Origin of the sequence: Mesorhizobium sp. ISC15, assembly GCF_037162615.1 — a bacterium.
In the GTDB taxonomy this organism is placed as follows: domain Bacteria; phylum Pseudomonadota; class Alphaproteobacteria; order Rhizobiales; family Rhizobiaceae; genus Mesorhizobium; species Mesorhizobium mediterraneum.
Map to the genome: position 1 here is coordinate 6,678,939 of NZ_JAVSPX010000001.1, position 14,386 is coordinate 6,693,324.

At 60.4% G+C, this 14,386-nt stretch carries 12 protein-coding genes; 2 read left to right on the forward strand and 10 right to left on the reverse strand.

Translation table 11 applies throughout. The features are described from left to right. Positions 1 to 429: 429 nt before the first annotated feature. The 9 genes from RPG13_RS32025 to nifH form a co-directional block, all read right to left on the reverse strand. A complete protein-coding gene (locus tag RPG13_RS32025) occupies positions 430 to 1,314 on the reverse strand; it encodes a universal stress protein (protein ID WP_337126883.1) in 885 nt (294 codons plus the stop codon). Positions 1,315 to 1,413: 99 nt separating this feature from the next. Then, a complete protein-coding gene (locus RPG13_RS32030) occupies positions 1,414 to 2,193 on the reverse strand; it encodes a response regulator transcription factor (protein ID WP_127209747.1) in 780 nt (259 codons plus the stop codon). 37 nt (positions 2,194 to 2,230) lie between these two features. Beyond that, positions 2,231 to 2,710: a NifX-associated nitrogen fixation protein gene (locus tag RPG13_RS32035; protein ID WP_128176666.1), complete on the reverse strand. Its 480-nt coding sequence runs from the start codon at positions 2,708 to 2,710 to the stop codon at positions 2,231 to 2,233. A 20-nt stretch (positions 2,711 to 2,730) separates the two neighbouring features. Next, positions 2,731 to 3,225, reverse strand: a complete 495-nt coding sequence (gene nifX, locus RPG13_RS32040) for a nitrogen fixation protein NifX (RefSeq protein WP_287230687.1) — start codon at positions 3,223 to 3,225, stop codon at positions 2,731 to 2,733. After that, a complete protein-coding gene (gene nifN / locus RPG13_RS32045; RefSeq protein ID WP_287230611.1) occupies positions 3,191 to 4,573 on the reverse strand; it encodes a nitrogenase iron-molybdenum cofactor biosynthesis protein NifN in 1,383 nt (460 codons plus the stop codon). The genes nifX and nifN overlap by 35 nt, the downstream gene beginning before the upstream one ends. Next, entirely contained in the window at positions 4,570 to 6,072 is a 1,503-nt protein-coding gene (nifE, locus tag RPG13_RS32050) for a nitrogenase iron-molybdenum cofactor biosynthesis protein NifE (protein WP_287064783.1), read from the reverse strand. Before nifE ends, nifN begins: the two co-directional genes overlap by 4 nt. 56 nt (positions 6,073 to 6,128) lie before the next feature. Continuing rightward, positions 6,129 to 7,670 carry a nitrogenase molybdenum-iron protein subunit beta gene (gene nifK, locus RPG13_RS32055; RefSeq protein WP_128176672.1) on the reverse strand — a complete coding sequence of 514 codons (1,542 nt, stop codon included), beginning with the start codon at positions 7,668 to 7,670 and terminating at the stop codon, positions 6,129 to 6,131. Between the two features lie 135 nt (positions 7,671 to 7,805). Then, positions 7,806 to 9,308: a nitrogenase molybdenum-iron protein alpha chain gene (nifD, locus tag RPG13_RS32060; RefSeq protein WP_127211487.1), complete on the reverse strand. Its 1,503-nt coding sequence runs from the start codon at positions 9,306 to 9,308 to the stop codon at positions 7,806 to 7,808. A gap of 91 nt (positions 9,309 to 9,399) precedes the next feature. After that, entirely contained in the window at positions 9,400 to 10,293 is an 894-nt protein-coding gene (gene nifH, locus RPG13_RS32065) for a nitrogenase iron protein (RefSeq protein ID WP_337126884.1), read from the reverse strand. A 966-nt stretch (positions 10,294 to 11,259) separates the two neighbouring features. On the opposite strand from nifH, the gene RPG13_RS35045 reads away from it, so the two are divergent. Next, entirely contained in the window at positions 11,260 to 11,382 is a 123-nt protein-coding gene (locus RPG13_RS35045; protein ID WP_127211488.1) for a hypothetical protein, read from the forward strand. Positions 11,383 to 11,439: 57 nt separating this feature from the next. Then, positions 11,440 to 12,666, forward strand: a complete 1,227-nt coding sequence (locus RPG13_RS32070; protein WP_337126885.1) for an MFS transporter — start codon at positions 11,440 to 11,442, stop codon at positions 12,664 to 12,666. Positions 12,667 to 13,565: 899 nt separating this feature from the next. Here RPG13_RS32070 and RPG13_RS32075 read toward each other — a convergent pair. Beyond that, on the reverse strand, positions 13,566 to 13,982 hold the full coding sequence (locus RPG13_RS32075; protein WP_337126886.1) for a DUF418 domain-containing protein: 417 nt from the start codon (positions 13,980 to 13,982) through the stop codon (positions 13,566 to 13,568). Positions 13,983 to 14,386 lie beyond the last annotated feature (404 nt).

Sequence of the window (14,386 nt, forward strand, 5' to 3'; positions counted from 1 at the left end):
TAACCGCTTGTCTATCCGGATCAGCGCATGGTTACTCCTGCGTTAGCGGCCTAGCTCGTCAATGCTTTCCCCCTTCCAGACGATCTCCCTCCCGACACGCCGCAAGGCAAGCCTCGACAAAGCTGCGGACCGAATGCGTCTCGCGGTCGCAAGCACAATCGTCAGGCTCGTGGTGCTGCAGGATGCGCCAGGAAAGTGAGCGACTAAATTGAGTGGTGTACCTTGGGCATCAGAAGAACTGGGAGGACTCCGTTCCACCTTCCGCCTTGCGCATGACTGGAGAGATTTCCGGTGGGCGTCGCCTCCCGAGCAACGCTTTTTCATGTACGTTATTCTCCGTAAAATCGATTGTTTCGATGGAGCGCATCCACGGTATGAATGCGGGCATCGCCGTACCCTCGAACAGCATCGGTGCGGCTCCGCAACCAGTCAGCGAGCCAAAAACAGCGGCAATGTGGGCTTCTCGAAAATCCACCTCGTGACGCCGCCAAACAGCCGCTCACGCAGCCGACGGCTGCCGTAAGCGCCCATTACTATCATTTCGGCAGACGTGTCGATTGCGTGCTGCGCAAGTACCGTGGCAGCCGATTTGCCGGCACTTGGCAGTAGGTCAATCGACACCCGAGCACCGTGCCGAGTGAGATAGGCAGCGATGTCGGCTCCAGGCTCCGTGCCGTTCGCGTTGTACGCCTTCGGATCGACCAGGGCGACACAAACCTCCTGAGCAGCGCAAAGGAGACCCAGAGCTTCCCGAACCGCACGGCTCGCCTCCAGTCGTGAATCCCAACCGACCAGGACGCGCCTTGGCCACAGCGTCGGCTCAGCGCCGTCCGGCACAATAAGCACCGGCTTTCCCGTATCGAATAAGCTGCCGTTGATGACGAGAGGTCCGACAATACTGTCGTTGAGAAGTGCGGGGCCGACAATTGTCAGGTCGGCGCAGAGCGCCCGCTGTCGCACAACCTCACCTACGCGGGTCGCATCGCAATAATCCGTATCGACGTCATAGGAAAGGCACATGGCCCTCAGCAGTTTCTGGATATCCTGAGAGCGATTTTCCTGTCTGGCCACGTCCTGTGTGAATCTGTCGATTTGCCGAAACCGATTGTTCAATTTGGCAATTGCCTGTGAACTTCCTACAGGCCACTCGGGGACACAATCTCCAATCGGCAGAGGTGACATAACGAGCATCTGAGGCGGTGTAATCAGTACGGAAAGGTGCGCGCCGACTTCGACACATAAGGTGGCAGCAGTTCTGACGTCCTGATCGGAATGGTCAGCATCGGTCACACAGAGTACGCTTTTAAAGCCCATTTGCCTGCTTCTTCTGAGTATTCGTTTAGGGGCGTTTCAGGCCGCAAGACCGGCTCACAGCGCAAGGGAAAGGGAGTGGCGCCACACCCGGCACTTGGTTCAGCCGTCCGGCTTCTCGAGCGAATAGCCGGCCGACCTGACGGTACGAATGACGCTGCCGGGCGAAGCTGTCTTCAGGGCTTTTCTGATCCGGCTGATATGGACATCGACCGTGCGTGCACCGACATGGATGTTGGCCGGCCAGGCCGCTCCGATAAGCTCGTCCCGGCTAAAGACCTTCCCGGGAGCTTCAATCAGAAGCCGCAGCACGTTGAACTCGATGGGTCCGAGGTGGATGTCGTGGCCATTGCCGCGAACCCGGTGGGCGTCGAGCTTCATCTCGAGGCCGCCGCAGGTGAGCCAGCCGCCGTTTTCAAGACCATTTGCACCCCGCTTCGTCAGCGCCAGTCTCGCCCGTAGACAGTCGAGCAGCTTGGCCGGGGCGATCGGCCGCACAAAGCTCTCGTCAATGCCAGCCTTTAGGAGATCGAGGTGCTGGTTCTCGGCGCCGGGCGCGATCAGGGCAATAATGGGCAGCCCGCCGGTCCGGGGCTGCCGCTTGAGCCGGGCGCAGATAGGGGACCCGGTTATGCTCGCTGGCCCGCAGTCCAGCACCACGGCACGGAATTCCCGTTCGTCGGCCAATGCAAGCGCTTCCTTAGCGCCGCCTGCCGGCTCAGTGGCAAAGCCGTCCACCTCGAGTATGTGGCTGAGGAACAGATAGAACTCGGCATCTTGCGAGCAGATCAGGACGAGTGGCTTCATCAGCGCTACCCCAAGAGCCCCATCACCGGCCTGGCCCGCCTCGGCCTGCGTGGGCTGGCTATCGCGCTCGCTCAAGACCTGTCATGGCCCCTTTGCTCGACACCTGCTCCCATCACGCGCGCGCTACCTCGGGATAGGTTTCGATGGCTGCGATTGCGTCGCCGACCAGTTTCGTGCCGGCCTCGGCGAGCTTGCGGAGCGTCTCGAAGCCGAACCGGTGGACGTCGCGCAGCGTCTTCGACAGAGCGACCAACCGCCCCGCCGTGAAAAGCACGCGCCCAAAGCCTTCATGGCTCAGCTCTATCATCGGCGACGCCATCAGGCCGCAGCGCTCCTCGATCGCAAGCCCAACGGCGGTGTAAAACATATCAAGTCTCCACAGCACGTCCGGATCGGGATCGCCGATGATTGGGATTGCACGGCGCTGTTCCTTAGTGATGATGAAGGCGGCCAGCAGCTCGGCGTCCGCTTTGCCTTCCCACGCCCCGTAGGAATCCTGAGCACGGATCAGCCGTACGAGGCATTTGAGGAACGGGTTGGCAAGTGCCACCTCGTCCTCAGCGACAGCAGGGCTAACCGCAGGGCCAGACATTTCGCCTTCTCCTCTTTCAGTCACTCGTCCTCGAAGGACCGTTTCTTCTCCGCGACGCCTGCCTCAGCCAGCACCTTGCGCAACCAGGGGGGAGGACTCGTCCTGAGCATCATCTGCGTGCGCAACAGCACCTCTTGGATGCTCTGAGGCTGCCGCACCTTGATCGGATGAATTTTTGCCGAAACAAGCTTGGCTGCCGAAGGTCCGCCGATCGCCAGGCAAAACAGGAGGTGGCAGCCCTTCAGCGCTTCCACCTTCGGTGTGATACGGTCATCGCCCTCGGTCCGATGTTTCCCCCTTTCGTCGGAAACGTCGTCGAAGGCCACGGCTTCCACGAGTTTCCACTCCTCGCGCGTCACATCGTAGATGACAAAGCGCCTGGCCGACCCGAAATGCGCGTTGAGCTCCCTCATGTCTTGGGTTGCGATTGCCACGCGCAAAGCGCCTGCTCGTCGTTTACGCATCGGACCATGAACCTCGTCAGTGACGAGTGAGAGGCGACGCACGGGGAGCACCCGGCGTTTCGCGCTTGCGGAATGGATCAAGTTCCTGAGGCGTCGGCGCATGCCGGTTGGCTTGGAACATGTTGGCAACCTCGAAAACCAGATCACGGGTCCCTTGATAGAGGATTGAGAGCTTGTGCTGGCTGCCGAGCCGGTCGAAGACGGGGAAGCCGACGCGCATGAGGGGAATGCCAAGTCGTTGCGACGCTTGGCGTCCATGTGAATGCGTGACCAGAAGATCAGCGCCGCCGGCAAGCGCTTCCAAATCGCCGAGATCGCCGATCTGAATCGACTCCGCCGGTACCTCTTGCAGAATTTGCGACATATCGGTCGTCGTGACTGCCGCCGCGATTTCCGACCCCATATCCACGAAGAAGGTTGCGAATTGATAGAGTTGGTCTGGTTCAGCAGCGACCGCAATTTTCTTGCCTCCGAAATGGAAATGTCCGTCGAGCAACGCATCCTGCAATTGCGCCCGTCGACGGCACACGCCTGTCGGCACAGGCTCGCCAGAAATCCCTGACAGCAGGGAAAAGAACTGATCGGCGCTCTTCAATCCGGTCAGCGTCTCGAAGAGCACGTAAGGGACGCCGGTCACCTTGTGCAGAACCTCGGCCGGGCGGCGCATATGCTCGCCGATGGCGATGCAGTGCTCGACCGCGCCGAGCTCGCGGATGTCCTCGACGCTCGTCCCTCCATAGGTAGTCGTCACCCAGTGATCGGGCACAGTGCCGTCGAGCGAGCCTGAGACGTCCGGCAAAATCACCGGTTGCAGCCCAAAGCCTTCAACCATCTCACGCAAATGCTCGACGTCAGCCACGGTGAGATTCCAGCCGGGCAGGATCGCGATCGTCTTTGACTGCCGCGCCCGCTCGCCTGGCCGTGTAATGCCTTCGATCATCGCGGTGACAGCGGTAGCCCAGCCCTCTTCGAGGGCGCCGCTGAAATCCGGCGTGTTGGCCAGCACGATCTCAGTACCCGCGAGTTCTTCCGCCCGTTTCAGCCTGATGTCGGCGATGTCGCCTGCGGAATCCTCGCCACGGGTTTCCACCAGGGCCGTCGTGCAGACCCCGATCAGCTTTGGCTTCGTGCGAGTCTTGAGATTCATGATCGCCTCTTCCAGATTGTCCGCCCCGCCGAGGATGGTCGCCACTTCATCCATCGCGGTGGTCTGTAGGGGGATCGTTTCCTTGAAATGCCGCACTAAGAGCACGAGCGCGAAGCTGGTGCAGCCCTGGCTGCCGTGGAGCAGCGGCATTGCGCCCTCGACCCCGAGAAAGGCCAGGGCGGCACCCAGCGGCTGTGATGATTTCAGTGGGTTGACCGAGGCTGATTTGTTCTTGGAAAGGATGCGGGTCATCGAATTTCCTCAACACCAGCCGAAATCGTCCGCGTCGCGCCGGCGAATTCCTGGACAGCGCGCATGGTCGCCGTGTCATTCTTGGTGCTCGGCAATTCGTCCTTCACATCGGGCTGGCACTCCCACGGGGCCCGCTCGCGCACCTGGCACCAGATCGGGCTGTGAATGGCGAGGTCGATCTGTCGTACAAGTTCCACCATGCCGTCGTAACCGGCGTAAGGGTGTTGGCGCTCCTGGTTGATGTCGAGCCAGGGCGTCTTGGCCTTGAGCGCGACGAATTGCGTGCGCCCACCCGACAGCAAGATATCGGCCTTGCCTTCTGAGAGCATGGCGTAAAGGTCGCGCGCTGCCATCTGCTCGAACATGTGGTTGTCGTCCTTTAGGATCTGTTTGATCCGCTCCTTGTCTTCGACCGTGGATTTCTTGACCGAGGTGCCCACGATCTCCATGCCGATCTCCATCAGCGCATGGACGACCGACCAGGACTTCACACCGCCCGTGTTGAGCAGCACGCGCTTGCCTTGCAGCCGCCGCCGGTAGGCTTCGAGCTTTCTCCATGCCACCGCCTCCTGCTCGACGATCAGCGTCTCTGTGCGGTCTAGGATCTCCGGATCGGCGCCCTTCCTCACCAGCAGCTGAGCAATGCTTCGGAGTGCTTGCGACGTGTCCGAGATGCCGTAGAAGGAGCCCTCAAAGAAAGGGATGTCCCAGCGCTCGTCCATCTTGCGGGCCAGATTAATGAGGGCCGTCGAGCACACCACCATAGCCGCCCGGGCGCGGTGCGCGGAAGCAACGTCGAGATAGCGCGCGTCCCCCGGAATGCAGGCGCGCACCCGGATCCCGAGCCGATCAAGGAGCGGCTTTATCAGCCAGAATTCGCCGGAAAGGTTGAACTCTCCAAGGACGTTGATGTCGTACGGCCCGGTGTCGTCGGGTTCCACCGTGCCGATGACGTGGTCGAGCAACGCCTCGGCGGCGAGTTTGTTGCCAAGGTTCTTGGAGCCGGCCAGTCCCGGCGCATTGACCGGAACCACGGCCAAGCCAAATTTTTCGGCGGCGCGTTTGCAGACGGCCTCGATATCCTCGCCGATGAGGGCCGTTACGCAGGTCGAATAGACAAACACTGCCGGCGGCGCATACGTTTCCTTGATTTCGCGGATCGCCTTGAAGAGCTTCCGCTCACCCTGCCCCATCACCACATCGAGTTCGGTAAGGTCCGTCGTGAAGCTTGTGCGCCACAAGGTCGGCCCAGACGAAGCTGCACCGCGGTTGTCCCAGGAATTGCCTTCGCAGGCGAGCGGCGCATGGACCAGGTGCGCAACGTCAGTGATCGGCTGCAGCACGATCTTGGCCCCGTCAAAGGCACAACCGCCCGCTGCCGCTCCCGGCGTCAGCGGCCGTGCGCAGCCTTCCTTGCGCGCCTTGGCATCCTTGCCACGGTTCTTGTCGCAGGCGGGCTCGTCGAAAACGTCCTGGATCTTGGCACTGAGCGAGGTCATTGCGTCAGTCTCCAGTCGGCAATGAACGGGCCCGGGCGAATTGCCGGCGGTGTCTTCTAGCGGGTGAGGTCATAGGAATAGTCCGTCACGCCCGTCTGGCTCGTCTCGCGATCGAGCTTGTCGAAGATCTTGTCGAGGATCGTCGTCAGCACGCGTAATCCGCCCTGGTAGCCCATGAGCGCAAAGCGATGGTGGTGGTGCCGGTCGAAGATTGGAAACGTCAGCCGGATCAGCGGCGTGCCGGTGTCGCGCTCCAGATACTTGCCATAGGAATTGCCGATCAGCAGGTCCACTGGCTCGGTGAAGAGCAGCGACCGCATCGCCCAAAGGTCCTTGCCCGGCCAGACCTGAGCGTCCTTGCCGAAGGGCGACGATGCAAGCAGTTCCTTCAACTCGGCTTCCCACGCCGAGGTGCCGTTGGTGGCGAGGCAATGTGTCGGCTCGCCGCCGGTTTCCATGACGAAGCGGGCCATGGCGTACACGAAATCCGGATCGCCGTAGATCGCGTATTTCTTCCCGTGCAGCCAGGACTGGCTGTCCGCCATGGCATCAACCAGTCGGCCGCGCTCCAGGCGGATTCCCTCGGGGATTTCCTTCCCGGAAAGGGCCGAGACCTTCATCAGGAATTCGTCAGTCGCCTGGACGCCGAGCGGATAATGGAACGAAGCCGTGGCGTGCCCGACTTGCTGGCAGTAGTCCAGGGTTTTTCGGGTGTTGTAGTGCTGCAGTGAAAGCGTCGCCTCGGCGTCGAGTGCTCCCTTCACCTCTTCGATCTTCGTGCCACCGTCATACATGCGGTATTCCCCGTCCGATGGCGTGTCGAACTGGTCAGACGCGTCCTGGATGAAGGTGTAGGACACGCCCATCACATCGAGCAGGCGTTTGAGTTCCCGGTTGTTGCCAACGCAGTAGCCGTCGAAGCCCGGAATGACGTTGATGGTTCCCTTGGCTTCCGTGCGCTGCTGGCCTTTCCAGAAGTGCTCCAGAATGCCTTTGAGCATGCCGTCATAGCCATCGACATGGCTACCGACGAAGGCGGGCGTGTGGGCAAAGGGCACGTCAAAATCGCGCGGGACCGAATTTTCGTCCTTGGCGTTCTCGATGAAGCTGTGCAGGTCGTCGCCGATGACTTCCGCCATACAAGTCGTCGAGACTGCGATCATCTTCGGGTCGTAAAGTTGGTAGGTGTTGGCGAGCCCGTCTACCAGGTTCTTCAGGCCGCCGAATACCGCCGCGTCCTCGGTCATCGAGGAGGAAACCGCCGAAGCAGGCTCCTTGAAATGGCGCGACAGGTGCGAGCGGTAGTAGGCTACGCAGCCCTGGCTGCCGTGGACGAAGGACATGGTCCGCTCGAAGCCCGCGGCCGCGAACACCGCGCCGAGCGGCTGGCAGGCCTTGGCGGGATTTATCACAAGCGCTTCTCGGGCGAGGTTCTTTTCGCGGTATTCCCAGGTCTTGGTGAATTCGCCTTGATCGGTAACGATCTGATCCGGGTGCGGACATTCGAAATTCAGCTTCTTCTCGGCAAGCATCTGCCTGTATTCCGGCTCGCGGAACAGGGGAGCGTGGTCGAGAATCTCTTCAGCCGACTGCGGCATTGGTGTTACCTCTTTTACATCTGGCCGCGCCATACGGCAGCTCAGGTACGTCGAGACGTTTGCGGTTTCCCGAGGCTCACAAGCCGCGGGGGTTCATCGTCTCTCTGGGGGGAGAATAGGCCAGGGGACGGGCGTCTATTCGGCAGCTATCGCCTGCCCATGGGGCGGGCTTTCTTTCCAAGGCGCCTGGTAGAGGCCCCAGACCGGATTGTTGATGGCAAGATCCACGTCGCGCGCGAAAATGGCAAAGCCGTCATAGCCGTGATAAGGTCCCGAATAGTCCCAGGAGTGCATCTGGCGGAACGGAATGCCCATCTTCTGCACCGGGTATTTTTCCTTGATGCCAGAGCCAACGAGGTTGGGGCGAACTCCCTCGATGAACTTCTCCAACTCGTAGCCGGTAACGTCGTCATAAATCAGTGTGCCGTTCTTTACGTAATGGCCGGTGCGCTGATAGTCGTCGTTATGGGCGAACTCGTAGCCGGTGCCGACAATGACCATGCCGAGGTCCTCGTAAGCTGTGATGACGTGACGGGGGCGCAGGCCGCCGACGTAGAGCATGACGGTGTTGCCTTCGAGGCGCGGTCGGTACTTGGAGATGACCGCGTCAACAAGCGGTCTGTACTTGGCGATGACCTTCTCGGCCTTCTCCTCGATTTCCGGCCCGAAATGCTTGGCGATGTTGCGGAGGGAAGCTTCGATCTGGGACGGTCCGAAGAAATTGTACTCCATCCAGGCGACGCCATACTTTTCCTCCATGTGCCGGCAGATGTAGTTCATCGACCGGTAGCAGTGGATGAGATTGAGCTTAGCCTTTGGTGCGCGCTCGATCTCGGCGAGTGTGGCGTCGCCCGACCAGTTGCCGACCACGCGCAATCCTATCTCCTCAAGCAAGATGCGCGAGGCCCAGGCGTCGCCGCCAATATTGTAGTCGCCGATCACGTTCACGTCGTAGGCACCAGCCTCGAACTCGACGTCCTTCTTGTCGAAGACCCAGTCGCGGATCGAGTCATTGGCGATGTGGTGGCCGAGTGATTGCGAAACGCCGCGGAAGCCCTCGCAGCGCACTGGCACGATAGTCTTTTCGTGCTCCTTGGCCTTTTTGCGAGAAACTGCCTCGGTGTCATCGCCAATGAGACCAATCGGGCATTCGGATTGCACGGTGATGCCCTTGTTCAACGGAAACAGTACCTCGATCTCATCGATGATCTGTTCCAGTTTCTTGTCGCCGCCGAAGACAATGTCCTTCTCCTGGAAATCGGAGGTGAACTGCATTGTCCCGAACGTGTCGATGCCCGTTGTGCCGACGTAGTAGTTGCGGCGCTGTGACCAGGAATATTGGCCGCAACCGACGGGCCCGTGCGAGATATGGACCATGTCCTTGACTGGGCCCCAAACCACGCCCTTTGAGCCGGCATAGGCGCAGCCGCGTATGGTCATCACACCAGGAATGGACTTGATGTTCGATTTGACGTCGCATTCGGAAATGACTTCACTTTCCTCGCCAGCCTCGTCTCCGCTCTTTGCGACGCTGAGATGCTTTTTGCGGCGCTTCGCCGCTTTGTCGGGATATTGCGATAGTACATCCTCAATAAGCTTCGCATGGAGAGCACCATCATTCTCGTATTCCAGGCTCATGGGACCCCTTTCAAGGTGTCTGGTGACGCCTCACCGACGAGGCGCCGTTTTTTGCAAGGCGCGCCAGCTCAAGGAGCGCCCAATATCGTCGTTACTGGGCGGCCGCCTTCGCCGCTTCCTTGGCCTGAAGCTCGGCAAGCATCTGCTCGTCGGTCTTCATGATGCCGAAGTCGAGGAGCATTTCCTCGAGCTCCTCCATGGTGATCGGTGTCGGGATGGTGCCCTGGCCCGAATTGACATGGATCTTTTCGGCCAGCGCGCGATACTCGCCGGCCTGCTTGGAGTCGGGCGCATATTGGATCACTGACATCTTTCTGAGTTCGGCGTGCTGGACGATGTTGTCGCGCGGCACGAAGTGGATGAGCTTGGAATTGAGCCTGGAAGCCAGTGCTTCGGCCAGGTCGAGCTCACGGTCGGTCTGACGCTCGTTGCAGATCAGTCCGCCGAGCCGCACGCCGCCCGAATGGGCATATTTCAGGATGCCCTTGGCGATGTTGTTGGCGGCATAGAGCGCCATCATCTCCCCGGACATGACGATGTAGATTTCCTGCGCCTTGCCCTCGCGGATCGGCATCGCGAAACCGCCGCACACCACGTCCCCGAGCACGTCGTAGGAGACATAGTCGACATCGTCATAGGCGCCGTTCTCCTCAAGGAAGTTGATCGAGGTGATAACGCCGCGACCGGCGCAGCCAACACCCGGCTCCGGGCCGCCGGATTCCACGCATTTGATGCCTCTATAGCCAACCTTGAGCACGTCCTGGAGCTCGAGGTCTTCGACCGAACCTTCCTGTGCCGCGAGATGCAGGACCGTATCCTGAGCCTTCGAGTTCAGGATCAGGCGGGTGGAGTCGGCTTTGGGGTCGCAGCCGACGATGAGGATTCTCTGCCCGAGGTCGACAAGGGCGGCGAGCGTATTTTGGGAGGTGGTGGACTTGCCGATGCCGCCCTTGCCGTAAAAGGCGATCTGACGCAGACCTGACATTATAGCTTTCCTTCCTTCGTTCCATCCGTCACGGCTGCCCGCGACATGAATGCCGATGGGCAGCTCTTGCCGCCTCACACCGAAGGGTCTCAAGACCCGTGCCAACTTGACCGATTGATAGCCAACAAGAATTTTTGTCTTTTCTCTTCCGCGAGTTAGCTTGAGCTCTAACAAGTGCTTGCTGCCAGAATAGGTGATTGTCGGAACAAGCCGTGTAGCGGACCCGACAATGCCCGACACAAAGCGTCGGATAGCGATCCTCGAGGCCGCTACGGCTGACTAATGGGGCAGCGCCGAGGCGACTTGGTAGGGAAACGGCTACAGGGGAATCGGCCCTGCAGTCCGTGCAGCAGCTGGTATCCATCTGAGCGGTAGATTAAACACGGGCCGCCACCGAACGGCGTCGAAAGAATGTGCCGCTATTTGCATGGGCGCCAATTGAGGAGTCGGTTACCCTTCACATCCGCTGTCGGCACTATTTCGGGTTGAGCAATGGCTCGCGGAGCTGGTGTGCTCCGGCTACGGCCGCGGTGCCTCGCAGCCCCAGCGCCTTAGCAACGCCACCGGTCATTTGCGAGAAGTAGCCCTGCTCCAAAGGATCCACGACACTACTCTGGCCAGCGATCGATTTGCGGCGTCTTCCACGGTAGGACGCTGAATATAGCGCCCTCATCAACGAACGACTTTGCGGAGCCGATCCCGCCCTGGAGGGCGCGCGTCGCATTGGAATGGCTGGAGCGGGTTCTCGCCGACACGACCCAGGCTAAGGTGCGGGTGACCTGAACGAGGGAGTGGGGCGACCCTGACCTCCCGCCGCTTTGCCGCAGAGGCGTTTGAGGACACCCTGCCTGTTCCCGCCGCCGTACATCAGACGTCGGTGCTCGGTAGCTGCTTTGCGCGTGCCTGGTTCGAGACCGACCGGCGAAGTCGGATGGATTAGCCTGATGGGATGCCTCCGACGATGACATCCTCATCCGGCTCGGAGTAACCGGCACCAATGTTGCACGCCGCACTATTACAACGTGTCGGGCAGCGATGAACATTCCCTTCGTGCAACGCCGCCGGCAACGGCGGCCCCTCTGTCTTTAACGCGGGTCAACGCAGCCAACCCATGTTGCAGGGCACCCAAACTGGCGGGGCTTATTCATGACCGGATCCGCGACAGGCTTCATGGGTGCTGTTCAGCACGACCCAGAAAAGCCGGATCAACGGTCTCGTCCCGCATGGGGTGCGGTCATTTCACTTGCCTTGGGCACCTTCGGGCTGGTGACGGCAGAGTTTCTGCCTGCCAGCGTGCTGACGCCGCTCGCGCATGATCTCGGTATCACAGAGGGCGCCGCTGGACAGACGATGACAGCGACGGCGATTGCTGCGGCGATCTCGGCGCCGTCGATGGCCATCATCACAAAGCGCCTGGACCGCAGGATCGTCCTGTGTGCGATGATGCTGCTTCAGATCCTGTCCAACCTTCTGGCGGAAGTCGCGTGGTCGCTTCCGGTCTTCCTGGCGGCACGTGTCGTGCTCGGCATTGCGCTCGGAGGCTTCTGGTCGATTTCGGCATCGCTGGCGATGCGGCTCGTTCCAAATCACCTTCTGCCGCGCGCCATGTCAATCATCCTCACCGGCGTTTCGGTCGCTGTCGTATGCGCGCCTCCAATCGGCGCCTATGTCGGCGACATCTGGGGATGGCGAGCGCCCTTCATGATCACTGCGGTCATCAATGCCATTACACTGCTGGTGCAACTCGTAACGATGCCGACGCTGCCTCCGGTTGAAATGGCTGGATGCCGAAGTCTGCTAGATGTGGCCAAAAAGCCGACCATCAAGGTCGCCCTTTTAGTCATAGTCCTGGTCGCTTCTGGGCACTTCGCCAGCTTCACCTATATCCGGGCCTTCCTCGAGAAGGTTCCCGCGTTGAATATCGAGATGATCTCGCTACTGTTGCTCGTTTCTGGCATAGGCGGCTTCTTCGGCAATTTAGCCGGCGCATTCCTGGCCCCACACAGCCTCAAGGCAGTCGCGGCCCTGCCATCCCTGCTCATGGCGATAGCCGCTATCTCGTTGCTGATGCTGGGACCATCGGCCTGGGCCTGGGCGATTGCGATTGTCATATGGAGCTTTGCCTTCGGCGCGGTACCGGTGGGGCTACAGACGTGGACGGTGCTGCGCGCTGTTCCCGAGCAGGCCGAAAGCGCCGGTGTGCTAATGACCTCAACGTTCCAGGTTGCCATCGCAGCCGGCGCGATTTTTGGCGGACTGCTTGTGAAAAATGCCGGCGTCACGAGTGTCCTTGCCTACAGCGCGGGTGCCACGTTCCTCGCCGCCCTCACAGTGTTCCTACTCGGCCCGAAACGCGCAAACCTGATCTCCTGACGGGGGCCTTCAGCTCAGCGCTGAGTCTACAGGGAGCGGGCCGGGCGGAGTTGGTCAGGTTACGCATCCCGGGCGAGCTCGGATCGCGCTTGGCAGCTGATGGGTGACCGGGCGCCGTTCTTGGAGCGTCGACTTGTTCTAGTCTCGATTGGAAATCCCGCCCCGAGAAACGCCGGGCCGGCCACCCGCCACCATCAACGTGCGTAGTCGCTGAGAGGGCGGCATTCCCGACAGCACGCCTGCATCACCCGAAAGTTTTCCAACCCGCGATGTGCCGCGAGTGCTGAAGACCAAGGAATTCGACGGCCCTGAGGGAAAAAGCGCACGCAAAATGCGCGTCGCCCGCCGGAACGAACTTACGGCGCCTCAGCTCTCTGTCAGCTCGTTCGAGTACCTCTCCTCGAGAGCGATCTAATAAGGTCAAACTCATGTCGAAAGACTTCCGCCAAAGAAGGGAACGAATGCCATGTACGGATCGGATCGGTGGCTCATCCGCAAGCTCAGCCAAGCTAATGACGCGGGTGCGGTCAAAGGACAGCGACGGCTTTGGCAAGCACTTGCGCACATGGCGCAGCCTGATCTCAATGCGAGTTCGTCTTCAGCGTCGGCACGGCCGTACTCGCTAGTTTCACAGCCTCCCATCGTGGAGATCGACAGGTCTGCGTTCGGACGGAAAGTAAGGGACTTTATGGCGATGAAATCAAACACATCGCCGCCAGAGTACTCGGATTTCGTGTCCTCAAAAGCCGCGCGAACGGCAATGGTCGCAAGGCTCGGCGGTGGCACCCAGGATGAGACCGACGAAGCGCGACATTGTAGTTATCAGCTATGTCGGACCTCGGTCAGGCGCTTTCTTTGGCGAGCGTCACTGCGATCCGGAGGTCGGGGCGACGTGGGGCTCAGGGGATGTGACCCGCCAGATTTGCGATCCTACCCACCAGCGCTTCCATCGGTCCTCGCTGGAAGAAGCGCAGCCAAAGCACCGCAAAAGCGCTTACAACCACGATAAAGCCAAGGAGCGCGGACAGCGAGTGAGGTTCTCCGAGCAGGTAGATTCCCTGAAAGTGCAGGAGATAGGCCGTCAAAGGCATCGAGCCGACCGCGACTATTGGCGAGACCAGCTTTCGCACAAGCGGGAGCGCTTCCATAGCGAGCGAGCAAGCCGCCAAGACGAACATTGCGCAACCGGTGCTGCCAAGGATCCAGAACGTCGGGTCGCTATGAGGTGAGGCAAGCCATAGCCAACTCGCTTTGAGAGCGTGCAGGTGCTGCCACCAGAAGTCGGGAGCCAGGCCAAGTTCCTGCAAATCGGCCATCGGCGCTTACACCAGGCAGCAAATGCAGCGCGAGCGAGGATCCCCCAAAGCCTAACACGGCCAGCGCGACGCCAGCTAGACCAAGGCACCAATGCATTGCGCGCTTGCGAAGGTCAAAGCGCGCAATGGCCATGCCTGCGATCAAAAAAGGAACCCAGGTCAACGCGGGATAGTCGCCGCTGACCAAGAGCTTGAACACCTCGGGGGCCGAGCTCTCGGAGCCAAACATTGGGAGAAGCAGGAAGCGCACTTGCGGGAGAACCAATGCTGTCGCCGCGGCGAGCAAACCGAGTTGCTGTGCGCTGAGCCGATAGAGCGGCAGGACCAACATGAAGCAGACCCCGTAGTATGCCAGGATGGGCTCGTATGCCACATCGAGGTATTTCAGGATTGAGCCAAGGGCG